The sequence below is a fragment of the Vogesella facilis genome (assembly GCF_042648525.1).
Lineage (GTDB): Bacteria > Pseudomonadota > Gammaproteobacteria > Burkholderiales > Chromobacteriaceae > Vogesella > Vogesella facilis.
This window is the reverse complement of sequence record NZ_JBHRXN010000030.1, coordinates 135,900-159,698: the sequence shown is the minus strand read 5'-3', so window position 1 is coordinate 159,698 and position 23,799 is coordinate 135,900. Positions and strand designations below refer to the sequence as shown.

Sequence of the window (23,799 nt, the reverse complement as noted above, 5' to 3'; positions counted from 1 at the left end):
CGGAGATCCGCATGCAACAGCGACAACTCGGCCCGTTCACCGTCTCGGCCATTGGCCTCGGCTGCATGAACCTCAGCCACGCCTACGGCACGCCGCCGGCGCCGCAGCAGGCCGAGGCGCTGTTGCTGGCGGCGCTGGATGCCGGCATCACCCTGTTCGATACCGCCGCGCTGTACGGCTTCGGCGCCAACGAGGAGCTGGTGGGGCGCGTGCTGGCGCCGCAGCGCAGCCGCTTCACCCTGGCCAGCAAGTGCGGCATGACCGGTGTAGACGGCAAACGGGTGATCGACGGCCGCCCGGCCACGCTGAAGCGCACCTGCGAGGACTCGCTGCGCCGGCTGCGTACCGAGGTCATCGACCTGTACTACCTGCACCGCTGGGACCGGCAGGTGCCGGTGGAGGACAGCGTCGGCGCGCTGGCCGAGCTGGTGCGCGAGGGCAAGATCCGCAGCATTGGCCTGTCCGAAGTGTCCGCCGCCACCCTGCGTCGCGCGCAGGCGGTGCACCCGATTGCTGCGCTGCAGAGCGAGTATTCGCTGTGGACGCGCAACCCGGACATCGCGGTGCTGGACGCCTGCAAGCAGCTGGGGGTGTCCTTTGTCGCCTTCAGCCCGCTGGGGCGCGGCTTCCTCGCCGACGGCCTGCCGGACCTGGCCACGTTGGCCGCACTGGACGACAAGGACATCCGCCGTGGCATGCCGCGCTTCAGCGCGGCCAACCATGCGGCCAACCTTGGCTTCCTGGCCGAATACCGTGCCATCGCCGCCGCCGCCGGCTGCACGCCGGCGCAACTGGCGCTGGCCTGGCTGTTCACCCGCGGTGAGCACGTGATTCCGATTCCGGGCACCACCAGCCTGGCGCACCTGCGCGAGGATGCCGCCGCCAGCCGCGTGGCGCTGGGGGTGGATACGCTGCAGCAGCTGGAGGCGCTGCTGGCGCGGCAGCCGATTGCCGGCGCGCGCTACAACGCGGCGACGCAGACCGAGATCGACACCGAGGAATTCGCGCGCTAAGCGCCGGAACGCTACTCCCATGCTCGCTATCCTGGCGGTGATCGCCCCCATCTTCCTGCTCATCGGCCTGGGTTACCTGGCGGTGCGTAGCGGTAGCTTCCCGCAGGACAAGCTGCCGGCGCTGGGCACATTGGTGGCGCGCTTCGCGCTGCCGGCGCTGATCCTGCATTCGCTGTCCAGCCGCTCGCCGGCGGAAATGCTCAACGGCCACTACCTGGCCGCCTATGCCATCGGCTCGCTGAGCATGCTGCTGCTGGGCACCGGCTGGGCAATGCTGGCGCGGCGGCAGTCGCTGCCGCGCGCCGCGCTGTACGGGCTGGGCATGTCCTGTTCCAACAGCGCCTTCGTCGGCTACCCCATCGTGCACCAGCTGCTGGGGCCGGTGGCCACGCTGGCGCTGGCGCTGTCGATGGTGGTGGAAAACCTGCTGCTGCTGCCGCTGGGCATTGCCTTGTCCGAGGGCGACGGCAGTCGTCGCGACAGCGTCTGGCGCGCCTTCGGCCGCTCGCTGCTGGGGCTGCGCCGCAACCCCATCATCCTGGCCATCGTCGCCGGCATGCTGCTGGCGCTGCTGGGGCTGCCGCTGCCGGCGGTGCTGGCCAAGCCGGTGGCGATGCTGGGCGCCGCCTCGGCGCCGGTGGCGCTGTTCCTGATCGGCGGTTCGCTGGTGGGCTTGCCGCTGCGCAGCGTGCTGCGCGATGTCAGCGTGGTGGCCGGCAGCAAGCTGTTGCTGCATCCGTTGCTGGTGGTGGCGGCGCTGCTGCTGTTTGCGCCGGTGGAGCCGCAGCTGGCGATGGCCGGCGTGCTGCTGGCGGCGATGCCGATGCTGAGCATCTTCCCGATTCTCGGGCAGCGGCACGAGATGCAGGGCTTCTGCGCCGCCACGCTGCTGCTGGCGACCATGAGCTCGTTCCTGACCATCAGCCTGGCGATCTGGCTGTTGCAGCGCTATCCATTGGGTTAGTGGTGGCCGCCAGTCACGCGAGTCGCGCGCCCGGCCCCTGCCCGTATGCCGGGCGGAAGCGGCCCGAAATGGCGGCCGCGTAGCGGACACCAACATAAAGGCCAGTGCGGCACCGCACGTGCTGGCCGCAAGTAGCAGGTAACACGCTGTACCCAGGCACCGGGCAAAGACCCGGGCCACAGGCCGCACAGACGGCCGGCGGCAACGACCCCACGCGGGCGTTGCGGCCAACATAAACGACGACGAGAAGTGGCCCGCAGAGAGGGCAGCAGACGGGGTTTGCCAGCTGGCAACGCCGGCGCTTGCCATGCCTGCCGGGCACCACCACAACCTCGCAGGAGACAAACAAGATGCACACCCCGCAACACGACGCCCCCATCACGTCCATTGCCGGCGCACCGCCCAGCTTGCGCCAGCGCTGGCACAGCGCCATGGCGGTTGGCCGCACGCGCTGGTGGATGCTGGCGCTGGTGTTCTTTGCCACCACCATCAACTACATCGACCGCGCCGCACTGGGCGTGCTGCAGCCTATCCTGGCCAAGGAGATGAGCTGGACGGCGCAGGACTACGCCAATATCAATTTCTGGTTCCAGCTCGGCTACGCCATCGGCTTTGCCGCCCAGGGCCGCTTTATCGACCGCGTCGGCGTGAAACACGCCTTCGCGCTGGCGGTGCTGCTGTGGAGCGTGGCCGCCGCCGCGCACGGGCTGGCGGCGTCGGCGGCGGGCTTCATGATCTGCCGTTTCTTCCTCGGCTTGTCGGAGGCGGCCAACTATCCGGCCTGCGTCAAGACCACGCGGCTGTGGTTTCCGGCCGGCGAGCGGGCGATGGCCACCGGGCTGTTCAATGCCGGCACCAATGTTGGCGCGCTGGTGACGCCGGTGCTGCTGCCGCTGATCATGATGCTGTGGGGCTGGCCGGCGGTGTTCTTCGTCATCGGCTGCTTCGGCCTGGTGTGGCTGCTGTTCTGGCTGCGCCATTACCACAACCCGGCGCAGCACCCGACGGTGAGCCGCGCCGAGCTGGACTACATCAACGCCGAAGCGGCGGCGCCGGCCGGCAAGGTGCCGTACAGCCGCATCCTGCGCCTGCGCGGCACCTGGGCCTACGCGCTGGCCTTCACCATGACCGCGCCGGTGTTCTGGTTCTACCTGTACTGGCTGCCGCCCTTCCTCAACCAGCAGTACCAGCTGGGCATCAGCGTGACGCAGATGGGCATCCCGCTGATCGTGATCTACCTCACCGCCGATATCGGCAGCATCGGTGGTGGCGCGCTGTCGTCGTGGTTGATCGCGCGCGGCATGGCGCCGATTCCGGCGCGGCTGCTGGCGATGCTGATCTGTGCGCTGTGCATCCTGTCCATCATCGCCGCCGCCGGCGCCAGCAGCCTGTGGCTGGCGGTGGCCGCCATCTCGCTGGCCATCGGCGCGCACCAGGCGTGGACCGCCAATATCTGGAGCCTGGTGATGGATTTCACGCCGAAGGAGGTGGTCGGCAGCGTGTTCGGTTTTGGCAGCATGATCGGCGCCATTGGCGGCATGTTCATGACCCAGATCGTCGGCTACGTGCTGACGGTCAGCCATAACAACTACGCGCTGCTGTTCATGCTGATTCCGGGCTGCTACTTCGTGGCGCTGACCTGGCTGTACTTCATGGCGCCGCGCCAGGTGGAGGCGCTGCCGGCCTGAGGCCGCATCCGCGCCCGGCGCCACGCCGGGCCGCCGCCCTGCAACACCCGCCGCCGGCGGGTGTTGTCATGTCCGGGCCGGCGGCTAGGCCGGCGTGGCCAGTACCTGTTCCAGCCCGGCGCGCAGCCAGCAGGATGGAGTCCGCTGCGCGGATGATGATTTTGGCGCCGGTTTCGCCCGGCGAACGAGGAAGGGGCCGACCGCCGGCCCCTTTCCAATCCCCGGCTCCCCGGCGGCTGCTCGAAACCCCGTGCCAAACGGCACGCCCCAGGCGCCGCCGAACTCGCCGCGCGTTAGCGTCGCGCGGCTCAGACATGCGGCGGCTTAACACCTGGGACGCCCCATTTTGCCCGGCTCGCGCCAACGGGTCTGGGGCAAGTCGCTGGCGGTCTAACACCCGAATGGAAGGGTGGTCTTACTCAAGTCACTGCTCTGGCGACAGCTTCTTCATGCCTGCCCATGCTCCGCCAGCACCGCCGCCACCACCTGTTCCAGCTCGGCGCGCAGCCAGCTGTGCGCCGGGTCGTGGCGGTATTTCAGGTGCCAGATCAGGTACATCGGCATGCGGCCAACCTTGGCCGGCAGCGGGCAGCTGGCAAAGCCCTGCATCAAGCCGCGCGCCAGCAGGCCGGGCACGGTGGCCAGCATGTCGCTGCCGCGCAGGAAGGCCGGAATGCCGGCAAAGCTGGGTACGGTGACGGCAAAACGCCGCGCGATGCCGCGTGCCGCCAGCTGCTGATCCACGTCCAGCATGCGTCGCGGGCTGTACAGCACGCTGATGTGCTCGGCGGCCTGGTAGTCGGCCAGCCGCTGCGGCGCCGCGCGCATCGCCGGGTCGTAGAACACGCGGTAGTCGTCCTCGAACAGCCGCTTGTGCAGGATGTCGCTGGCATCCGGCGGCCGCGGCGAGATCACCAGCTGGCAGTCGCCCTCGCGCAGCATTTCGGCGCGCGGCACGTCGGAGGGGATCACCCGCAGCCGCAGCCCCGGTGCCTGCGGCCGCAGCCGTGCGAGCAGTGCCGGAAGCAGCAGGTCGCGCTGGAAGTCGTTGGCGGCGATGGTGATGGTGGTGTGCAGCGTGGCGGGGTGGAATTCATTGCCGGCGGCGAAGCGGCGCATGTCCTCCAGCAGCAGCCGTGCGTGCAGCGCCAGCGCCTCGGCGCGCGCGGTGGCCACGATGCCGCGGCCGCTTTTCACGAACAGCGGATCGCCGGTGATCTGCCGCAGCTTGCCCAGCAGGTGCGACACCGCCGACTGGGTGACGCCCAGCCGCTGCGCGGCGCCGGTCACCGACTGCGCCTCGATGATGGCCAGCAGCAGCTGCAGCAGCTTGCCGTCGAGGTGCGAATAATCGAAATCGCTCATGAATGCTATCAATGTCCCTGTGTTTATCCGGGGTATTGCTTTGCGGATACTACCCATCACCCCGCGGGGCAACAAGGAGAAACACCGTGCAAGAGACCAGCAAATTCAATGTGCCGGGCACCAGTCTGTTCGACGGTGACATGGCGATGAAGGGCTACGCCCTCAACAAGATGTGCTTTTCATTCAACGATGCGGCCAACCGCCAGGCGTTTGCCGCCGACGAGGCCGGCTACTGTGCGCGCTTCGGCCTGAACGAGGCGCAGGCCCGCGTGGTGCGCGAGCGCGATGTGCTGGGGCTGCTGGCGGCCGGCGGCAATGTGTACTACCTGGCCAAGTTCGCCGGCATCCTCGGGCTGGACGTGCAGGACCTGGGGGCATTGCAGACCGGGATGAGCAAGGAAGCGTTCAAACAGATGCTGGTAGAGGCGGGGAAATAATCATGGCAACAATCGTAGGCGGCATTACCACTTCGCACGTACCGGCCATCGGTCGCGCCATCGCCAACAATCTGCAGCAGGACGCGTACTGGAAGCCGTTCTTCGACGGCTTTGCCCCGGTGCAGCAATGGCTGGATGAGGTGAAGCCCGACGTGGCGGTGGTGATCTACAACGATCACGGGCTGAATTTCTTCCTCGACAAGCTGCCGACCTTCGCCGTGGGCGCGGCGGCGCAGTACTGCAATGCCGACGAGGGCTGGGGCATTCCGACGCTGCCGCCGTTCCCGGGCGATGCCGCGCTGTCGTGGCAGCTGATCAACAGCCTGGTGGCCGACGAGTTCGATATCACCAGCTGCCAGGAAATGCTGGTCGACCATGCCTTCTCGCTGCCGATGAAGCTGCTGTGGCCGCAGGGCGACAGCATTCCGGTGCGCACCATCCCGGTGTGCATCAACACCGTGCAGTACCCGCTGCCGTCCGCCACCCGCTGCTACAAGCTGGGCCAGGCCATCGGCCGCGCCATCGCCGGCTGGCCGGAGGAGCTGAAGGTGGTGATCATCGGCACCGGCGGCCTGTCGCACCAGCTGGACGGCGAGCGCGCCGGTTTCATCAACAAGGACTTCGACCTGCGCTTCATGGACAGCCTGGCGGCCAACCCGCAGTGGGCGACGCAGTACAGCAACGCACAGCTGGTGGAGTACACCGGCACCCAGGGCGTGGAGCTGCTGATGTGGCTGGCCACCCGGGCCGCGCTGACCGGCGAGGTGCGCGAGCTGCACCGCAACTATCACATCCCGATCTCCAACACCGCCGCCGGGCTGATGCTGTTCGACAACCGCTAGCGCAAGCGCGGCGCGGCAGGCCGCCCGGCGTGGCGGCCCGCCGCTTGCTACAGTGAAAGCAGGGGCCGCGCGGCAGGCCCGCCGCGCTTTGCAGCAGATCAAACAAGCGCCGATCGCCGCTTCGCCGCTGCCCGGCCGGCGGCTCATAATGACAACTTCCTAACCCACCCAAGGAACACACCATGTATCGTCATTTGACCGTGGCACTCGATGGCAGCCACAACGCCCGTCCGGCCCTGATCGAAGCGGTGCGCCTGGCGGCGGCGGCCAAGGCGCGGCTGTCGCTGGTACACGTGATCAGCGTGCACGACTTCGTGGTCGACAGTGTCGGCATGCTGGATCTGCAGGGCTTGCAGGAAGAGGCGCGCAACCAGGGCCAGCGCGTGCTGGACGAGGCGAAAGCCTATGCCGCGCAGCATGGTGTCGGCGACATCAGCACCCACCTGCTGGAAGCGCCGCAGGGCGGTGCCGAGGCGGCAGCCCTGCTGGTGGATTTTGCCACCGGCGGCGCCTCCGACCTGCTGGTGATCGGCACCCACGGCCACCGCGGCTGGAAGCACCTGCTGCTGGGCAGCTTTGCAGAGACGGTACTGCGTCGCGCCACGCTGCCGCTGCTGGTGGTGCGCAACCCGGAAGACGACGACACCCCTAGCGCCGGCACCGCCGCCTGAGTTCGGCCCGCCGTCAGCCAACAGCACGGGGCGCACGCAGCGCCCCGTTTGTCATGCAGGCCGCCGCGCTCAGCGCCGGCGCGCCAGCACGAAGAACTCGTGGTTGCCGTCGCCGCCCTTGATCGGGCTGTCGAACCAGCCCAGCCGTTCGAAACCCTGCTCGGCAATCGCCTGGCTGATCTTGTCCTCCACCCCGCGGTATAGCGAGGCATCGCGCACGATGCCGCCGTGGCCCAGACCGTCGCGGCCAACCTCGAACTGCGGTTTCACCAGGCTGAGCAGATAGCCGCCGGGGCGGATCAGCGGCAGCGCCGACGGGTAGATCAGCGTTACCGAGATGAACGACACGTCGCACACCATCAGGTCGAACGGCTGGCCGTCGTTGGCCGCCAGCAGCGCGGCGTGATCCAGCGCACGCGCGTTCACCCCCTCGAAGTAGCGTACCCGTTCATCGGCGGCGATGCGCGGCGCCAGCTGGCCGTGGCCGACATCCACCCCCACCACCCGCGCCGCGCCGTGCTGCAGCAGGCAGTCGCTAAAGCCGCCGGTGGACTGGCCGACGTCCAGCGCGCGCCAGCCGCGGATATCATCCAGCCCGGCTGCCGCCAGCGCGCCGGCCATCTTCAGCCCGCCGCGCGACACGTAGCGGTCGGCCTCGTCCGGCACGATGTCGAACACGCTGTCGTCCGCCAGCTTCTGGCTGGCCTTGGCCAGCGGCCGCCCGGCCAGGCTGACGCGCCCGGCCTCGATCAGCGCCTGTGCCGCGGTGCGCGAGGCGGCAAGCCCTTGTTCCACCAGCAAAACATCCAGCCGTTTCATATCCTGCATCCATCCGCGTGCCAAAACCGCGCAAGGGTAGACGCAGACAAGGTTGGCCGCAAGCCGGCGGCAGTGCGATGATGGCGGCCGGAACGACCACAGGGGACAAGCATGGACGACAGACTGATACTGGAACCGCACGCCGCGCGCGTGCTGGGCGCGCTGATCGAGAAGCAGGCGCTGACGCCCGACAACTACCCGTTGACGCTGAATGCGCTGCAGTCGGCCTGCAACCAGCTCACCAGCCGCGAACCGGTGCTGAGCCTGAGCGAAGGCGAGATCAGCGCCGCGCTGGACAGCCTGCTGGCGCTGAAGCTGGTGTCCGAACGCCTGCCGGCCGGCAGCCGCGTCGCCAAGTACGAGCATCGCCTCAACTACGCGTGGAATATCGACGGCGCGCGCCTGGCGGTGCTGGGCCTGCTGCTGCTGCGCGGCGCGCAGACCAGCGCCGAGCTGCGCAGCCGCGCCGGCCGCATGTACAGCTTCAGCGGCGTGGAGGAAGTGGACACCGCGCTGAACGCGCTGGCCGACAAATACCCGCCGCTGGTGGAAAAACTGGCGCGCCAGCCGGGCGCGCGCGAGGCACGCTGGGTGCATACCCTGTTGCCGTACGACGTCAGCCTGGCCGCCGCGCCGGGCGAGGCGGCCGATCCGTCGCTGGCGGCGCGGGTGAGCGAGCTGGAACAGCAACTGGCACAGCTGCTGCAGCGGGTGGCGCAGCTGGAGCAGGGCGGCCATTAAGCCGCCGGCATTATCGAATCAGGAAAGGTAGTCATGACAGAGCAGCAAAGCATCCGTCTTTCCAAGCGCATGGCCGAACTGGGGCTGTGTTCGCGCGGCGAGGCGGATGATTACATCGCCCAGGGCCTGGTGCGGGTGGACGGGGTGGTGGTGGATGTACTGGGCAGCCGGGTCACTGCGGAGCAGCGCATCGAGCTGGCCGCCGGCGGCCCGCGCGAACAGCCGGAGCGCATCAGCATGCTGCTGCACAAGCCGGCGCCGCTGGGCGAGCAACAACTGCTGGCGCAGCTGCTGCCGGCGCAGCGCGCCGCCGACGACAACTCCGGCCTGGTGTACATGCGCAAGCACCAGCAGCGGTTGCAATTCTTTGGCGCGCTGCAGGCCGGCGACAGTGGTCTGCTGGTGGCCACCCAGGACGGCAAGACCGCGCGCCAGATGCAGGCCGGCGATTTCGAGCAGGAATGGCTGGTGAACCTGGCGGCACCGCTGTCCGAGGCGGCGCTGAAGCTGTTGCAGGGCGGGGTGGAGGTGGCCGGCAAGCAGCTGCGCGCCGGCCGCGTCAGCCGCCAGAGCGAGCGCCAGCTGTGCGTGGTGCTGAAGAAACCGGCGCCGGGCATGATCGCCGCCATGTTGGCTGCGGCCAACGTTGCCGCCGCCGGCTGCCACTGCATCCGCATCGGCCGCGTGCGGCTGGGCAAGCTGCCGGCCGGGCAGTGGCGCTATATGACGGCGCTGGAAAAATTCTAGCGGGCAGCTTGTAAACCTCCCGCTTTCGTTGCGATACGGCGTTGCTCACGAAAAATGCCGCCTTACATCGCAACCCTAGGCGGCGTCGGGATTTTTCATGCGCGCCTTGTCTCGCTGCGGCTTATCCCGATTGGAAAGCGGGGTTTTTCGAGGCGCCATGACGGAAGAAAAACAGGCCACCGGATCTCGGTGGCCTGTTTGCTTTCTGTCGCTGGCGGGCTCAGTCCTTGCGCGCCAGGTGGTCTTCCTCGAACACGGCGAAGGTTTTCTTGGCCGGTTCGATCACTTCCCACACCCCTTCGAAGCCGGCGGGAATCACGAAATGCTGGCCGGCGACGATCTCCACCATCGAGCCGTCGTCGCCATGCATGCGCACGTGGCCTTCCAGCAGGGTGCAGAACTCGCACTCGGTGTATTTCACCCGCCAGGCGCCGACACCTCCAGACCACAGCCCGGCGTGGAACTGGCCGGTCGGATCGCTGTAATGCATTTCCACTGCCTGCTGGCAGGGGCCGCTCAACTGGCGCTCGGCAGGGGCGGCGAAGGTATCGGGGGTGATGTCCTGTTGGTGGAACAGAACGATATCGTTTGCGCTAGACACGAAACGCTCCTTTGTAGTGCTGCTTTATTAAAACTTGATCAAATCTGTGTCCGCCACTCTGGCACAAGCGGACAGTGGCGGCAAGCCGTGCGCGGCAAAATAGCCGGCGGGCATGCGGCCCGGCTCAGCGCCATTCGCCGCGCAAGCGGCTCACCTCCAGCTGCAGCGCGCTGGCGCTCACCCCGGCCGCCGGCAGCGGCGCCGCGGCCTTCAGCGCGATCCTGCTCCAGGCGCGGCGCGGCCAGCACAGCATGGCGGCGCCGTAGCGGCGCGAGAAGAAGCTGCCCCACATGCCGCACAACGCCAGCGGCACCACCGGCACCGGCGTGCGCGCCACGATCTCCTCGATGCCGCTCTTGAACGGGCTGATATTGCCATCGTAGGTGATCTTGCCTTCCGGGAAGATGCACACCACCTCGCCGTCGGCCAGCGCCGCCGCCACCGCGTCGAAGGCGCGGGCCTTGGCCTGCGGGTCTTCCTTGGCCGGCGCGATCGGGATCGCCCGCGCGGTGCGGAAGATGAAGTTCAGCAGCGGCACCTTGAAGATGCTGTGATCCATCACGAAGCGGATCGGCCGGCGCACGGCACCGGCCAGGATCAGCGCGTCCATGAAGCTCACGTGGTTGCATACCAGTACGCAGGGGCCTTCTTCCGGAATATGCTCCAGCCCTTCGTGGCGGATGCGGTACAGGGTGTGGGTGGCGATCCACACCAGGAAGCGCATCAGGAATTCCGGCAGCAGGCTGTAGATGTACAGCGCCACCACCAGGTTCAGCAGCGCGGCGATCAGCAGCACATTGGGGATGCTCACCCCGGCACCCGCCAGCACCGCGGCAAAGGCGGCGGAGCCCACCATGAACAGCGAGTTGAGGATGTTGTTGGCGGCGATGGCGCGCGAGCGGAACGCCGGCGCGGCGCGCGACTGCACCAGCGCGTACAGCGGCACGATGTAGAAGCCGCCGAACACGCCGATCAGGGTGAAGTCCGCCATCAGCCGCCAGTAGCCGGCACCGCCGATGACGCCCAGCCAGCTCAGCGTGCCGGCGGCGTGGGCCGGGGTGGCGAAGTACAGGTCGATGCCGAACAGGCACAGCCCCAGCGAGCCGAACGGCACCAGCCCCAGCTCCACCTTGCTGCCGGACAGCTTCTCGCACAGCATCGACCCCAGCCCCACGCCCAGCGAAAACAGCGTCATCAGCAGGGTGTAGACGCTGGCGTCGCCGCCGAGCACCTCGGAGGCGAAGGTCGGCAGCTTGGACAGATACAGCGCGCCGAGGAACCAGAACCAGGAGATGCCCAGCAGCGACAGCCACACTGGGCGGCTTTGCTTGGCCTGCTGGATGATGGCCCAGGTCTGGCGCGGCATGTGCCAGTCCACCGGCAGGTGCGCGGCGGCCGGCGGTGCCGGCGGCATGCGCCGCGCGGCGGCGAGGCCGGCCAGCGCGCAGGCCAGCAGTGCCACGATGATGGTGATGCGCTGCGGATCGGCATTCACCAGCACGGTGCCGGCCACCTGGCCGAGGATGATGGAGACGAAGGTGCCCATCTCGATCAGGCCGTTGCCGCCCACCAGTTCCTGCGGCTGCAGATACTGCGGCAGCACGCTGAATTTCAGCGGCCCGAACAGCGTGGAATGCACCCCCATCAGGAAGATGGTGGACATCAGCACGGCGCCGTTGTGCAGCCAGAAGCCCAGCGCCGCCACCAGCATGATGGCGATCTCCATCTGCTTCACCACGCGCGCCACCGCCGCCTTGTCGTACTTCTCGCACAGCTGGCCGGCAGTGGCGGAAAACAGGAAGAACGGCAGGATGAACAGCGCGGCGGCCAGCTGGATCATCAGCTCCGGCGGCAGGCCCAGCAGCTGCATGCCGTGGAAGTTGATCAGCACCACCACCGCGTTTTTCAGCAGGTTGTCGTTGAAGGCGCCAAAGAACTGGGTGACGAACAGCGGCAGGAAACGCCGCGTCTTGAACAGGTCGAACTGGTTGGGATGATGGGACATGCTGCCGCCATGGGGGAAGGTCGATGGCGGCATGGTATGTCAGCCGCCGCCTTGCGGCCAACCTTAGTAGGCTGTTTCGCCAATCCCGCAACACGACAGCACGCCATGCCCCCCATGGCGGCGTTGCGCATCCTCGCCATGGCGACGGCTATTGCTGCAGTTGGCGCCTTGCTACGGGGCGCACTCCAGCGCTGCCGTCGCGTCGTTTGTCTAGCGAAGCCGCCCACGCGCCAGGGTTGGCCGCCAGCCGTGGTTTCAATCCATCAACTGGCGATACAGGTAGACCAGCACCCGCGCCAGTTCCTCGGCGGTCTGCTCCTGGCCGGTATTGCCGCCGTGGCCGCCGCCCTCGGTTTCGAACAGCAGCACGTCGTGGCCCTGGTCCTGCAGCAGCGCCACCATCTTGCGCGCGTGCGCCGGGTGCACCCGGTCGTCCTTGCTGCTGGTGGTGAACAGCGCCAGCGGGTAGCGCGCGTCGGCGCTGGCGTGGTGGTAGGGCGAGTAGGCCGCCAGCGCGGCGCGCTCGTCCGGCTCGTCCGGGTCGCCGTATTCGTCGATCCAGCTGGCGCCGGCCAGCAGCTCGGGGTAGCGCAGCATGTCCAGTAGCGGCACCTCGCACACCACGGCGTTGAACAGTTCCGGGCGCTGTACCATGCAGGCGCCCACCAGCAGGCCGCCGTTGCTGCCGCCCTCGATGCCCAGCCGGCGCGGGCTGCTGTAGCCGCGCGCGATCAGGTCTTCCGCCACCGCGATGAAGTCGTCGAAGCTCACCTGCCGCCGCGGCCCTTGCGCCGCCTGGTGCCAGGCCGGGCCGAACTCGCCGCCGCCGCGGATATTGGCCACCACGAACACGCCGCCCTTTTCCAGCCACTGCGGGCCGAAGTTGTCCATGTAGTAGGGCATCATCGGCACTTCGAAACCGCCGTAGCCGTACAGCAGCGCCGGCGCGCTGCCATCCAGCGCCAGGCCGCGGCGATGCACCACGAAGTAGGGAATCGCGGTGCCGTCCGGTGCGCGCGCCTGCTGCTGCTCGGCCACATAGCCGGCGGCGTCGAAGGCGGCCGGCTGCTGGCGCAGCACTTCCGGCTCGCCGCCGGCCAGCAGGTCCAGCCGGTACAGCCCGGCCGGGGTGAGGAAGTCGCTGTAGCTGTAGTACAACAGGTCGCTGTGCCACGGCTGGTCGGCGAACTCGATCACCCCGCCGGTGGGCAGCGGGTTGGCGTGCGGCTGCCAGTCGCCAGCCGCCCAGCGCAGGGTGAGCAGGCGGCTTTTCACCTGGTCGATCACGATGATGGCCAGCAGATTCAGCGTGGCCTCCACCATCTCCACCGACTGCGCCTCGTTCGGCACGAACAGCTCGGCGATGCGGCCAACCTTGGCGCTGCCGGCGGCACAGGCCACCGCCAGCAGACTACCGGCAAGGTAGTTGCGGCCGGCGAAGGCCCAGTCCTCGGCCAGCTTCACGATCAGGTCGCCGTGGCTGTAGGCCTCGATCTCGGCGCGCTCCGGCAGCGGTAGCGCGATCAGGCTATCGCCTGCCAGATGGTAATAGGTTTTGCTGTAGAAGCTGTCGGACGCCTCGATGATGTCGAAGGCGGTGATGGTGCCCGGCGCTACAGGGTTGGCCGCATCCAGGAAGCGCCACGCCGCCACCATCATCGCGTCTTCGTCCAACTGCAGCAGCGGCTGCGCCTGGTCCCAGCTCTGGCCGCGCTGCAGCAGCCACACTTCGCGCGGGTAGCCGGCGCGGGTCAGCTGCGCCTCGTCCCAGGCCGGGCACACGAACACGCTGTCCAGATCGCGCCAGGCGATGTGGTTCTTGCCGTAGGGAAAGCTGAAGCCGCCGGCGACAAAGGCCTGCGCCTCCAGATCGTATTCGCGGGTTATGGTGGCGTCGGAGCCGCCGGGGGTGAGGCTCAGCAGCACATGTTCGGGCTGCTCGGTGTAGTGCGATACGCCGTCCAGGTACCAGTCCACCTGCTCGGCATCGGCCAGCGCGTCGATATCCAGCACCGTGTGCCAGTCCTGCGCATTGGCGCGGTAGGCATCCAGCGTGCAGCGGCGGTAAATGCCGCGCGGATGGGCCTCGTCCTGATGGAAGTTGTACAGCCAGCCGGCATGCTCGGCAAAGAACGGAATCTGCCGCGTGTCGCGCAGATTGGCGAGGATGGATGCCTTCAGCCCGGCAAAGCGCGGGTCGCTGTCCAGCCGGGCGCGGGTGGCGGCGTTCTGTTCGGCCACCCAGGCAAGGGCGGCGGCATCGTCCAGGCTTTCCAGCCACTGGAACGGGTCGTGGGAGTGATCGGTCATCGGATAGGCGCAAAGGTTGGCCGCAAGGCGGAATGGGCGGATTGTGCGGCAGCCGGCGCTTACTGCAAAGCGTGGCGGCGTGTTGCGCGGCCGGGCCGCCGCGGCCACGGCCGGCATGGCATGATGCAGGCATCATCAGGGCGGGGGTGCATCATGCAGAAACAATGGATGCTGGCAGTGCTGGCGGTATTGCTGGCGGGGCCGGCAGCAGCGGCGGACAAACACAACGCCATGCAGGCGCTGCAGTGCCGGCAACAGGCGCAGTGCGTCTACTTTGCCGATGTCTACGCGGCCGACCGCGGCTTTCGCAACGCGGTGCAGTCGGCGTTCCGCGGCAGCGGCGGCAAGGCGCCGGCCTGGGTGAGCAATGGCGTCAGCACGCCGTTGATTCCGCTGAAGGCCGGCCGCGAGGACTACCTACGTGGCTGGGTGTGCGAGCCGCACAACTGCCCGCACCAGTTGCTGGTGCTGTACGCGCCCAAGCGCCAGCAACTGGTGGCGCGCTACACCCGCGCCGATGGCAGCGTGCAGTGGCTGGGCCGCCCCACCCCACGCCAGCAGGCGCTGCTGCAGGATGAAACCGATGCAGCCTCGCCGCTGAACGGCAAGCTCGGCGACAGCACGCCGCTGCCGCTGGTGTTGCCGTGAGGCTTGCGGCCAACTTTGTGGCCTGCTGTCAGCCGGCTGGCTGCTCTAGAGCGGCCAAGTTGGCTTTCAGGTGATCGATCCATAGCCGCATGGCCAGCGGCAGGTGGCGGCCGCTGGGGTAGTACAGGTACAAGCCTGGCATGGGTGGGCACCAGTCGGCGAGTACGCGTTGCACACGGCCCGCGGCAAGTGCCTGTTCGGCATAGCCCTCGAAAACCAGTGCGATACCCAAGCCTGCGGCGGCGGCTTCCACCATCAATGGCTGTTCGCTCAGCGTCAGTTGGCCTGCGGGCTGTATCTGCAGTGCCTCACCGTCCTTTTCCAGTTCCCACGCATACAGCGCGCCATTGCCAAAACGGTGGCGTATGCAGTTGTGCCGTGCCAGTTCGCCAGGGTGCAGCGGTGTGCCGTGCCGGGCCAGATAGCCGGGGCTGGCAATGACGGCAAAGCGCATCGGCAGGCCGACGCGTACAGCAACCATGTCCGCGGCCAGGGTTTCGCCAAAGCGCATGCCGGCATCGAAACCGGCCCCGACGATATCGACCAGCCTGTCGTCGCAGACCAGTTCCAGGCCGATCTGCGGGTAACGCTGCAGAAAGGCGGGCAGCAGCGGCATCAGCAGCAGGTAGGCGGCGGTGCGCGGTACGTTCAGCCGCAGCTGGCCCTGCGGTTGTGCACGGTAGTCGTTGACCGATTCCAGCGCGCCATCGATCTGCGCCAGTGCCGGCGTCAGTTGCGCCAATAGTGCCTCGCCGGCTTCGGTGGCGGTAACGCTGCGCGTAGTCCGGTGCAATAGCCGTACCTGCAAGCGTGCTTCCAGCTGGCGCAGGCTATGGCTGAGTGCCGAGGCGCTCAGTCCCAGCTCCTGTGCCGCGGCACGGAAACTGCGGTGTCGCGCCACGCAGGCAAAGGCGAACAGCTCGTTCAACGGTGGTGTCATTACTGAATTTCATTCATTAAATCAGGAGGTACTGGCTGGATTGTAGCGAGTAATGCCGCGTCGTACGCTGGGGGCTCTGCAACTGTTACCGGAGTCCCCATGCATCACACCTCATGTGCCGGCCATGCCGGTAAGACTTTGCAAGGTGGTGGCGACGCAGCTGTGAGGCAGGCATTCACAGCCGCCATGCCTACCGGGCGCGATGATCAGCCGCAGGAGGTGGCTGGTTTTGTTAGCGGGACGACCTGATTACTGATCATCGGCGGCGGCTATACCGCAGTGAGAGGAGCATGATGATGAACGAAGCACAGCATATGCAGCAGCTACCACCAGCAACTGATGACGAAGCCACGCGCTACCGCCTGGGGCTGGCGCGGCTGGCACAGGTGGATGGGCTGGCTGGTGAGAGGGTGATTGCCGCCCTGCAGGAAGTGGCACCGGCACTGGCGCGCTACACCATCACCTTTCCGTTTGGCGAGGTGTACCAGGATGAGGTGCTGACGCTGAAGGAACGCGAGATCGCCACCGTGGCAGCGCTGGCCGCTCTGGGCAATGCCACGCCGCAGCTGAAAGTGCATCTGCACGGCGCCTTGAACGTGGGCTGCAGCCGGGAGGAGGTCATCGCCATTCTGACGCAGATGGCGGTGTACGCCGGTTTTCCTGCCGCCATCAACGGTGTGCTGGCGGCCAAGGAAGTATTTGCCGAGCGTGATGCCGGCTAGCCATACGCCTTCCAGAAGAACGCCAGCGTCAGCAGGCTGCCCAGCGCCACCACCACGCGTTTGAGCCAGAGCGCCGGCAGGCGGCGTGCCAGGCGGGCGCCGGCTACGCCGCCGGCAATGGTGCCGGCCAGCATCACCAGCGCCGCCGGCCAGTTCACGATGCCGGCGGCGATGAAGGCCAGCACCGCCACGCCGGAGATCAGCACCGACAGCCAGGTTTTCAGCGCATTCATGCGCGTCAGCGTATCCAGCGCGAACAGGCTGTACAGCGCCAGCATCATGATGCCCATGCCGCCGCCGAAGAAGCCGCCGTAGATGCTGACGGCGAACTGCCCCAGCAGCAGGGCCGTGGTGCTGCGGCCAACGTTGGCCGCGTGCTGGCTCATCCAGCGGGTGAGGGTGCTGCTGAAGGCGAACATGGCGGTGGCCAGCAGGATCAGCCACGGCACCAGCGCGTCGAACAGCCGTGGCGAAACCACGGTAACCAGCCCGCCGCCAACAAGGCCGCCCAGCAGGCTGGCCACGCTCATCGACGGCAGGGCGCGGGCGCCGGCCAGCTCGCGGCGGAAGGTCAGGCTGCTGGCCACGTAGCCCGGCCACTGGGATACCGCGCTGGTGGCGTTGGCAATGATGGGCGGCAGCCCGGCCGCCACCAGTGCCGGAAAGGTGACCAGCGTGCCACCGCCGGCCATGGCGTTGAGCGCGCCGGCGACGAAGGCGGCGGCAAACAGCGCCAGCGCGACGAGCAGGGTCATGCCGCCAGCTGGGCGGCGAACACCGCCACGATGCGGTCGATGTCCTCACGGCCGATCTGCCAGTGGGTCACCAGGCGCATCAGGCCGCCTTCCGGGCCGTTGGCCTTGATGCCGGCCGCCGTCAGCGCCGCCATCAGCTGGCCGCTGTCGAGGCTGGCCGGCAGCTGGAACCACACCATGTTGATGTGCACGTCGTCCAGCTTCACCGCCACGCCGGGCAGGGCGGCCAGTTGCTCGGCCATATAGCGGGCGTTGGCGTGGTCCTGCGGCAGGCGTGCCACCATGTCGGTCAGCGCCAGGATGCCGGGCGCGGCCAGCACGCCGGCCTGGCGCAGGCCGCCGCCCAGCAGCTTGCGGTGCTTGCGGGCACGGGCGATGAAGGCGGCCGGGCCGGCCAGGATGGAGCCCACCGGCGCGGCCAGCCCCTTGGACAGGCAGCACATCACGGTGTCGCTGTAGCGGGTGATGTCGCGCACGTCACAGCCCAGGTGTACGGCGGCGTTGAACACACGGGCGCCGTCCAGGTGTACCGGCACACCGTGTTGCTGCGCCACTTCCCATACTGCCTGCATGGCGTCCAGCGGAATCACCCGGCCGTTGCTGTGGGCGTTTTCCAGGCAGATCAGCCCGGTGCGCGGCCAGTGGATGTCCTCGCCGTCGCGGATGCGTTTCTTCACTTCGTCGGCACGCAGCACGCCGTCGCTGCTGGCGATGGTGCGCAGCTGCACGCCGGCGATTACCGCCGCGCCGCCGGTTTCGTGCCACACGATGTGGCAGTCGTCGCCGAGGATCACCTCGTCGCCGCGCTGGCAGTGGGTGTACAGCGCCAGCTGGTTGCCGAAGTTGCCGCTGGGCACGAACAGCGCGGCCTCCTTGCCGAGGATGTCTGCGGCCAACGTTTCCAGCTCGCGCACGGTGGGGTCGTCGCCGTAGACGTCGTCGCCGACCACGGCGTCGAACATGGCCTGGCGCATGGCCTGGGTGGGCTGGGTAACGGTGTCGCTGCGTACGTCGATGCTGTGCATGGTGGTCCTCTGTGTGTGCTGGCCGGCTGGCGCTTCACCAGCGCGCGCGGCTAGGTGTTGGCGGGAATCTGCACTGGCAGATATGCCTGCGCCGCGGCGCAGGAAACGCGCTGGCGCTGCCGTGCGGCGGCTCGCGAAGCGGCCAATAAAAACGGCGACCCTGGGGTCGCCGTGATGGCGTTTATGTAATCGGGTTGGCCCGATTTTGCCTGTCGTATCGACAGGTGCATAGTTGGGCGGCAGAACAGTCAGTTTCTACCGCTGGCGGTGGCGGGTCTAGTGCACGCGATAGGAGGCCTTCAGGGCATCGGTGCGGCGCTGGGCCATGTCCAGCGCGGTGGCGGGCAGGCTGATGTCGGCGCCGCAGGCGCAGCTCAGCTTGTTGTCGGGGTGCAGGCTGGCCAGGTGGTGGCGGGTTTCATGCCCGCAATCGCAGGCGATGACCACGGTGGCGTTGTAGTGCTTGTCCAGGTCGATATCGAAACGCGGTGACTTCATCATCGGAACATCTCCCGTAAAGAAACAAACACCTCCGCACGGGGAGGTGTTTTCAGCGTAGAAGATGAGCGATTTATTGCAAGTAATACAACTGCTTGCCTTACGCCAGACGGCGCTGGCGGAAGGTGGACAGCCCCACCGGCAGCTCGGCGAACCAGTTGATGAAACGCATCACGTCGTCGCCCTGGAAAATGGCGCCGTGCTGCGGGCACATCATGTCGATTTTCAGCCGGCTGGCGCGCTCGCACCAGTCCAGCTTGGCCTCGGTGGAGCCCATCCAGCGGCGGTGGAAGCCTTCGGCATGGCGGATGTGCTGGTCGAAGTCGCGCACGAACAGCTCGCCGTCGTCGTCCGGCAGCAGCGCGGCGCCGACGTCGCCGGAAAACAGGATGCGGGCGTCCGGATCGTACAGGTGGAAGTTGCCGGAGGAGTGCAGGTAGTGCGCCGGCACCGCCTCCAGCTGGCCCAGGCCCAGCGGGATGTGCTGGCCTTCGTCCGAGATGGCCTGCAGCGAGTTGTCATCGCCGCCGAAGTGCGGGATGAAGCTGTCCCACAGCCGGCTGACATGGCAGCGGATCTGCGGGTTGCAGTCCAGCCACAGCCCCAGCGAGGAGATGATGTCCGGGTCCTGGTGCGAGGCGAACAGGCGGTTGATGCTCATCGGGTCGACCACGGTGGACAGCGCGGCGAACACCGCCGGGAAGATCTCGCTGCCGCCGGGGTCGGTGAGCAGGTTGTCACCGTCGCGGCTGATCAGGTACTCGTTGGTGTCGATCACGTAGCCCGGTTTGGCGGCGTCGCGGGCGATCACCACCCAGCGGTGGCTGCCTTGCTGGTAAATGGTGGTGGCTGTTTTCATATTCTTTGCATTCCGGCGCACAGCGTTTCGATGGAGGGCAGGATGGTCTGGATTTTCTGGTCGAAGTCCTGGCTCACTTCGGCCAGCGCGCGGCCGTATTCGCGGCCGTAGGCGGCCTCGATCTTGGCGGAGCGCGAGATGGCGGTGCCGAACTGGCACAGCTTGCGGGCTTCTTCCAGCCGGTCCAGCAGCCGCAGCCGCACTTCGCGCACCTGCTGCGCCAGGGTGTGGAACAGCTGCAGCCGCTCGGCGAGGATGGCGTCCAGCGCCGGCAGCGGGGCGGGCAGCTGCCGATGGGTGGCTTGCAGCAGGCGCTGGCGGCGTTCGCGGCGCAGCTGGTCGGAAATCAGGTTCACCGCCTGATAGGCGTCGCTGGACAGCGCCTGCATCAGCGCGGTGAGTTCCACCGACAGCGTGCGCAGTTCCTTGGAAATCACGCCGAAGCCCAGCGCCACTTCGCCGGCTCGGTGCGACAGCAGGATGGCGTTCAGCGCCATGATGTTGATCTGGAAGGCGATCAGCACCACGCCCTTGATCCCCTCGTTCAGGCGCACGAAGCTGGCCAGCTGTTGCGATGACGAATGTTGCAGAGCCTGTGTGCTCACTGCGGGTCTCTCCTGATGGGCGGCTGCCGTGTTCGGCAGTCTAGCAAAGCACCCTGCGGCTTGCCTGCCTTCTTGCGCCGCTGGCATGAGCAGTGTCAAGCCGGCATGCAACTGGCGTGGCGAGGGCCTTGCGGCTGGAGATTGTGGCGGCGCGTGGGGTATGCTTGCGCGTTTTGCAGTGGGAGCACGCGATGGAAGCCGATTTGCAGCGCCGTTTCGGCGGGATTGCCCGCCTGTACGGGGAGGAGGCCCTGCAGCGTTTTGCTGCGGCCAACGTGTGCATCATCGGTGTCGGCGGCGTGGGCAGCTGGGTGGTGGAGGCGCTGGCGCGCAGCGGCATCGGCCGGCTGACGCTGATCGACCTCGACAACATCGCCGAATCCAACACCAACCGTCAGCTGCCGGCGCTGGACCCGTACTACGGCATGGCCAAGGTCACCGCGCTGGCCGAGCGCGTGCGCGCCATCAACCCGGCCTGCGTGGTGACCGAGGTCGAGGATTTCGTCACCGAAGAGAACCTTGCCGCCATGCTGCAGGGCTACGACTACATCGTCGACTGCATCGACAGCCTGCGGGTGAAGACGGCGATCGCCGCCTGGTGCGTGCGCCGCCGCCAGAAGCTGATCGTCTCCGGCGGCGCCGGCGGGCAGATGGATCCGTCGCGCATCGCCATCGCCGATTTGAGCGCGGTGACCGACGACCCGCTGCTGTCCAAGCTGCGCTACAACCTGCGCCGCCAGCACGGCTTTGCCCGCGAACCGGGCAAGAAGCTGGGGGTGATGTGCGTGTATTCCACCGAGCAGCTGGTGTACCCGCAGGCGGAGGCCTGCGAGGTGGACGCGGCGCGCGGGCCGCAGGGGCTGTCCTGTGCCGGTTTCGGCGCCAGCATGGTGGTGACGGCCAGCTTCGGCCTGTTCGCCGCCGGCCGGGTGCTGGACGATCTGGCCGGCCGACGCCGCAAGAAGGGCTGAGCGCGGGCTGGCCGCGCCAAGGTTGGCCGCAACAGCCGGGCGGGCCGGCTCACTCCGGCAAGTGGTATTTGTCGCGGTAGCGCTGCACGATGCGCTGGTACTCGCCGCTGGCCTTCAGCCGCAGCAGCGCGGCATCGAACTCGCGGCGCTGCAGGTCGCTGCGAAAGCCGACATGGCGCGGCGAGTTGCCGAACAGCGCATAGCTGCTGACCGCCAGCCGGCGCCCGCTCAGATCCTGCTGGGTGCGGTTGGCGTGAAACACCATCTCGTCGCTCACCACCACATCCACCCGGTGATTCAGCAGCAGTCGGTTCAGCGTGTCCTGGTCGGCGTGCTCGCTGTAGCTGGGCGCTGCCATCACCGCCCTGCTGTAGTCGTTGCCGAACAGCAGCCGCGCATTCTGGAAACTGGCCACGCTGTAGCGTGCCAGGTCGTCCTGCTGGCGCAGCACGATGCCGCTGTGCTGCAACACGATGGCGCGATTGCGGTAGTACAGCAGCGGTTGCGAATAGAACAGCCCATCGCCGGCAGCAGGGCTGAGCGAAATCATCGCATCCACGCTGCCTTCTTTTAGCTGCGCCAGGCCGCGCGCCTGCGGCAGCTGCAGCACCACCGGCTGGTGCCCGGCCAGCTGCAGGATGCGCACCGCCAGCTCCACCTCCATGCCGCTCTTGCCGCCATCCTCCACGTACGGCGGCTTGGCCAGCCCCACCGCCAGCCGTACGTTGGCCGCCAGCAGCGTGGCGGACAACAGCAGCAAACAGCAGGCGGCAAGCAAACGCGTCATGGTGGCGGTCCGGCGGGGCGGTCGGCGGTGGCAGTCAGCCGATTATAGTTTGAAGCGGGTCAGAGTCTGGTTCATCAGCCGCGAGCTGTCTTCCAGGCCGATGGCTTCCGCCGTCAGGCTGTCGGCTTCGTCGCGCTGGCGGTGGATCTCGCTGCCGATGGCGCCGATGTCGCCCTGCATGCCGGCGATGTTGTCGCGGATGGTGTCGCCGGCGGCCAGCACCTGGCCGAAGTGCTGCTGCAGGGTGTCCAGCAGCTGGCGCACGGTTTCCAGCGCGCTGCGCGCGCCGCTGGAGGCGCCGGACAGCCGCTCGGCCTCGTCGGCGTGCTGCCCGATGATGTCGGCGGTATCGGCGATGGTGGCCAGCAGCTTGTCGACGAAGCTGTCGGTTTCCGCCAGCGTCTGCTGCGTCTGGCCGGCCAGCTTGCGCACCTCGTCCGCCACCACGGCAAAGCCGCGGCCGGCCTCGCCGGCGCGCGCCGCCTCGATGGCGGCGTTCAGCGCCAGCAGGTTGGTCTGCTCGGAGATGCCGGCAATGCGCTGCAGGATGCCGGTGATGTTGCGCACGTCCAGCGACAGCGCCTCGAAGCGCTGTGCCAGCTGGCGGTTGGCCGCCACGTGCTCGCCCATGCCCTGCGCCATGCTGTTCACCGACTCGCGCGACTGCCCCAGCTCGCCGCCGACCTGGCTCAGCTGGCCGGCCACCTCGCCCAGCAGCTGGCCGCTGTGCTGGCTAAGCTGCTGGATATGGCTGGCGCGCTGGCGGCTGCCTTCCAGCAACTGGCTGCTCTTGCCGGCGGCGCCCTGCAGCTGCAAGGCGCTCTGGCGCACGTTTTCCGCGCTGTGGAAGGTGTGGCGCGCGTTGTCGGCCACCTCGCCCAGCGTGCCGCTGAAGGTGCGGCACAGCTGGTTGAAGCTGCGCGCCATATTGGCGATCTCGTCCGCGCCGTGCGGGTGCAGCGTGCTGCTCAGGTCGTGCGCGTTGGCCTGGTGCTCGATATGGCTGGCGATGCGCGCAATCGAGCGCGCCAGCCAGTTGGCCAGCAGCCAGGCCACCACGGTGCCCAGCAGCAGCAGGGCCACGCCGATCAGCAGCGTGTCGCGCAGTGCGGCCAACTTGCTGGCCTGCGCCTCCGCCAGCGGCACGTCGGCGGCCAGCACCACCACCTGGCCGTTCACCGTGGTGGGCAGGAAGATGGAGCGGAAGGTGCCGTAGTCGTCGCTGTATTCATCGTAATGCGCGTTGCGGTCGGCAAACGCCGCCTGCAGGCCCGCGCTGGCCTCGTACGGCTGCAGGTGGTGGCCGAACTTGTCGGCGCGCAGCTCTTCCTCGCCGGCGCCGTCGGCCAGGTACACCACCTTGCCGTCCTGCTGGCCCAGCAGGTACAGGTATTTCACCCCGAACTGGCGGGCGTAGCCGTCCAGCTTGCGGGCGTTGTCCAGCATCTGCTGGCGCGGCACGCTGCCGGCGGTGAACATGCTGGCCAGGAAACGCTCGTCCAGCAGCGCCGGGATGGCGCGCGCGGCGGCGTTCAGCCGGGTGTCGATCACGGCCAGCGCCTGCTCGCTGCTGCGCAGATAGGTGTGCACGCTGAAGGCGGCCACGGTCAGCAGGTTCAGGGCCAGGAACAGGCAGACAAGCTTGGTACGGATGCTGAGTCGGTACAGCCAGGACATTGACGGTTATCCTTAGGTGGGCAGGCGCTGCGGGCGGCGTGGCGCCGCCTGCTTCAGCCTGGAAATTCATTGCGGTTTGGATAATGCAGTTAAAAATGAAATTTACAAA

General features: G+C 67.7%; 24 protein-coding genes. 11 read left to right on the top strand and 13 right to left on the bottom strand.

What is annotated here, in order from left to right:
- Positions 1-11 precede the first annotated feature (11 nt).
- The 3 genes from ACFOLG_RS10555 (at position 12) to ACFOLG_RS10545 (ending at position 3,665) form a co-directional block, all read left to right on the top strand.
- Positions 12-1,013: an aldo/keto reductase gene (locus ACFOLG_RS10555; protein WP_386091514.1), complete on the top strand. Its 1,002-nt coding sequence runs from the start codon at positions 12-14 to the stop codon at positions 1,011-1,013.
- Positions 1,014-1,032: 19 nt separating this feature from the next.
- Complete coding sequence (locus ACFOLG_RS10550; RefSeq protein ID WP_386091513.1) at positions 1,033-1,977, top strand: AEC family transporter; 945 nt, start codon at positions 1,033-1,035, stop codon at positions 1,975-1,977.
- Between the two features lie 350 nt (positions 1,978-2,327).
- Positions 2,328-3,665 carry an MFS transporter gene (locus ACFOLG_RS10545; RefSeq protein WP_386091512.1) on the top strand — a complete coding sequence of 446 codons (1,338 nt, stop codon included), beginning with the start codon at positions 2,328-2,330 and terminating at the stop codon, positions 3,663-3,665.
- Between the two features lie 447 nt (positions 3,666-4,112).
- Here the strand turns inward: ACFOLG_RS10545 and ACFOLG_RS10540 are convergent, their stop codons facing one another.
- Positions 4,113-5,030, bottom strand: coding sequence for a LysR family transcriptional regulator (locus ACFOLG_RS10540; protein WP_386091510.1), 918 nt, complete (start codon positions 5,028-5,030; stop codon positions 4,113-4,115).
- Positions 5,031-5,116: 86 nt separating this feature from the next.
- On the opposite strand from ACFOLG_RS10540, the gene ACFOLG_RS10535 reads away from it, so the two are divergent.
- From ACFOLG_RS10535 to ACFOLG_RS10525, 3 genes are all read left to right on the top strand, one after another.
- On the top strand, positions 5,117-5,467 hold the full coding sequence (locus ACFOLG_RS10535; RefSeq protein WP_386091508.1) for a protocatechuate 4,5-dioxygenase subunit alpha: 351 nt from the start codon (positions 5,117-5,119) through the stop codon (positions 5,465-5,467).
- Between the two features lie 2 nt (positions 5,468-5,469).
- The gene (locus ACFOLG_RS10530) at positions 5,470-6,309 is read left to right on the top strand and encodes a class III extradiol dioxygenase family protein (RefSeq protein WP_386091506.1); all 840 of its coding nucleotides are present in this window, start codon (positions 5,470-5,472) and stop codon (positions 6,307-6,309) included.
- A 182-nt stretch (positions 6,310-6,491) separates the two neighbouring features.
- A complete protein-coding gene (locus tag ACFOLG_RS10525; RefSeq protein WP_386091504.1) occupies positions 6,492-6,980 on the top strand; it encodes a universal stress protein in 489 nt (162 codons plus the stop codon).
- Positions 6,981-7,049: 69 nt separating this feature from the next.
- On the opposite strand, the gene ACFOLG_RS10520 is transcribed toward ACFOLG_RS10525, so the two are convergent.
- Entirely contained in the window at positions 7,050-7,799 is a 750-nt protein-coding gene (locus ACFOLG_RS10520; protein WP_386091502.1) for a TlyA family RNA methyltransferase, read from the bottom strand.
- Positions 7,800-7,910: 111 nt separating this feature from the next.
- Here ACFOLG_RS10520 and ACFOLG_RS10515 point away from each other — a divergent pair, with 111 nt between their 5' ends.
- Positions 7,911-8,540, top strand: a complete 630-nt coding sequence (locus ACFOLG_RS10515; RefSeq protein WP_386091501.1) for a YceH family protein — start codon at positions 7,911-7,913, stop codon at positions 8,538-8,540.
- Between the two features lie 33 nt (positions 8,541-8,573).
- Positions 8,574-9,287: a S4 domain-containing protein gene (locus tag ACFOLG_RS10510; protein ID WP_386091500.1), complete on the top strand. Its 714-nt coding sequence runs from the start codon at positions 8,574-8,576 to the stop codon at positions 9,285-9,287.
- A 220-nt stretch (positions 9,288-9,507) separates the two neighbouring features.
- On the opposite strand, the gene ACFOLG_RS10505 is transcribed toward ACFOLG_RS10510, so the two are convergent.
- The 3 genes from ACFOLG_RS10505 to ACFOLG_RS10495 all read right to left on the bottom strand — a co-directional run bounded on the left by ACFOLG_RS10505 (position 9,508) and on the right by ACFOLG_RS10495 (position 14,203).
- Positions 9,508-9,888 (bottom strand): cupin domain-containing protein, encoded by a 381-nt coding sequence (locus tag ACFOLG_RS10505; RefSeq protein ID WP_386091499.1) that lies wholly within the window; start codon positions 9,886-9,888, stop codon positions 9,508-9,510.
- A 124-nt stretch (positions 9,889-10,012) separates the two neighbouring features.
- Entirely contained in the window at positions 10,013-11,893 is a 1,881-nt protein-coding gene (locus ACFOLG_RS10500; protein ID WP_386091498.1) for an MFS transporter, read from the bottom strand.
- 255 nt (positions 11,894-12,148) lie between these two features.
- Positions 12,149-14,203 (bottom strand): prolyl oligopeptidase family serine peptidase, encoded by a 2,055-nt coding sequence (locus ACFOLG_RS10495; protein WP_386091496.1) that lies wholly within the window; start codon positions 14,201-14,203, stop codon positions 12,149-12,151.
- 153 nt (positions 14,204-14,356) lie between these two features.
- On the opposite strand from ACFOLG_RS10495, the gene ACFOLG_RS10490 reads away from it, so the two are divergent.
- Entirely contained in the window at positions 14,357-14,851 is a 495-nt protein-coding gene (locus ACFOLG_RS10490) for an Ivy family c-type lysozyme inhibitor (RefSeq protein ID WP_386091494.1), read from the top strand.
- A 28-nt stretch (positions 14,852-14,879) separates the two neighbouring features.
- Here the strand turns inward: ACFOLG_RS10490 and ACFOLG_RS10485 are convergent, their stop codons facing one another.
- Positions 14,880-15,791 carry a LysR family transcriptional regulator gene (locus ACFOLG_RS10485; RefSeq protein ID WP_386091492.1) on the bottom strand — a complete coding sequence of 304 codons (912 nt, stop codon included), beginning with the start codon at positions 15,789-15,791 and terminating at the stop codon, positions 14,880-14,882.
- A 290-nt stretch (positions 15,792-16,081) separates the two neighbouring features.
- Between ACFOLG_RS10485 and ACFOLG_RS10480 the strand changes: the two genes are divergently transcribed.
- Positions 16,082-16,513, top strand: coding sequence for a carboxymuconolactone decarboxylase family protein (locus ACFOLG_RS10480; RefSeq protein ID WP_386091490.1), 432 nt, complete (start codon positions 16,082-16,084; stop codon positions 16,511-16,513).
- On the opposite strand, the gene ACFOLG_RS10475 is transcribed toward ACFOLG_RS10480, so the two are convergent.
- From ACFOLG_RS10475 to ACFOLG_RS10455, 5 genes are all read right to left on the bottom strand, one after another.
- A complete protein-coding gene (locus tag ACFOLG_RS10475; RefSeq protein ID WP_386091488.1) occupies positions 16,510-17,268 on the bottom strand; it encodes a sulfite exporter TauE/SafE family protein in 759 nt (252 codons plus the stop codon). The genes ACFOLG_RS10480 and ACFOLG_RS10475 overlap by 4 nt on opposite strands.
- Positions 17,265-18,293, bottom strand: a complete 1,029-nt coding sequence (ltaE, locus tag ACFOLG_RS10470; protein ID WP_386091486.1) for a low-specificity L-threonine aldolase — start codon at positions 18,291-18,293, stop codon at positions 17,265-17,267. The genes ACFOLG_RS10475 and ltaE overlap by 4 nt, the downstream gene beginning before the upstream one ends.
- A 276-nt stretch (positions 18,294-18,569) precedes the next feature.
- Entirely contained in the window at positions 18,570-18,794 is a 225-nt protein-coding gene (locus ACFOLG_RS10465; RefSeq protein WP_386091484.1) for a hypothetical protein, read from the bottom strand.
- 97 nt (positions 18,795-18,891) lie between these two features.
- Positions 18,892-19,650, bottom strand: a complete 759-nt coding sequence (locus tag ACFOLG_RS10460; protein ID WP_386091482.1) for an MBL fold metallo-hydrolase — start codon at positions 19,648-19,650, stop codon at positions 18,892-18,894.
- On the bottom strand, positions 19,647-20,255 hold the full coding sequence (locus tag ACFOLG_RS10455; protein ID WP_386091480.1) for a hypothetical protein: 609 nt from the start codon (positions 20,253-20,255) through the stop codon (positions 19,647-19,649). Before ACFOLG_RS10455 ends, ACFOLG_RS10460 begins: the two co-directional genes overlap by 4 nt.
- Positions 20,256-20,446: 191 nt before the next feature.
- On the opposite strand from ACFOLG_RS10455, the gene ACFOLG_RS10450 reads away from it, so the two are divergent.
- Positions 20,447-21,226 (top strand): tRNA threonylcarbamoyladenosine dehydratase, encoded by a 780-nt coding sequence (locus ACFOLG_RS10450; RefSeq protein WP_386091478.1) that lies wholly within the window; start codon positions 20,447-20,449, stop codon positions 21,224-21,226.
- 49 nt (positions 21,227-21,275) lie between these two features.
- Here ACFOLG_RS10450 and ACFOLG_RS10445 read toward each other — a convergent pair whose 3' ends face one another.
- Complete coding sequence (locus ACFOLG_RS10445) at positions 21,276-22,013, bottom strand: substrate-binding periplasmic protein (protein WP_386091476.1); 738 nt, start codon at positions 22,011-22,013, stop codon at positions 21,276-21,278.
- 42 nt (positions 22,014-22,055) lie between these two features.
- Positions 22,056-23,690 (bottom strand): methyl-accepting chemotaxis protein, encoded by a 1,635-nt coding sequence (locus ACFOLG_RS10440; protein ID WP_386091474.1) that lies wholly within the window; start codon positions 23,688-23,690, stop codon positions 22,056-22,058.
- Between the last annotated feature and the right edge of the window lie 109 nt (positions 23,691-23,799).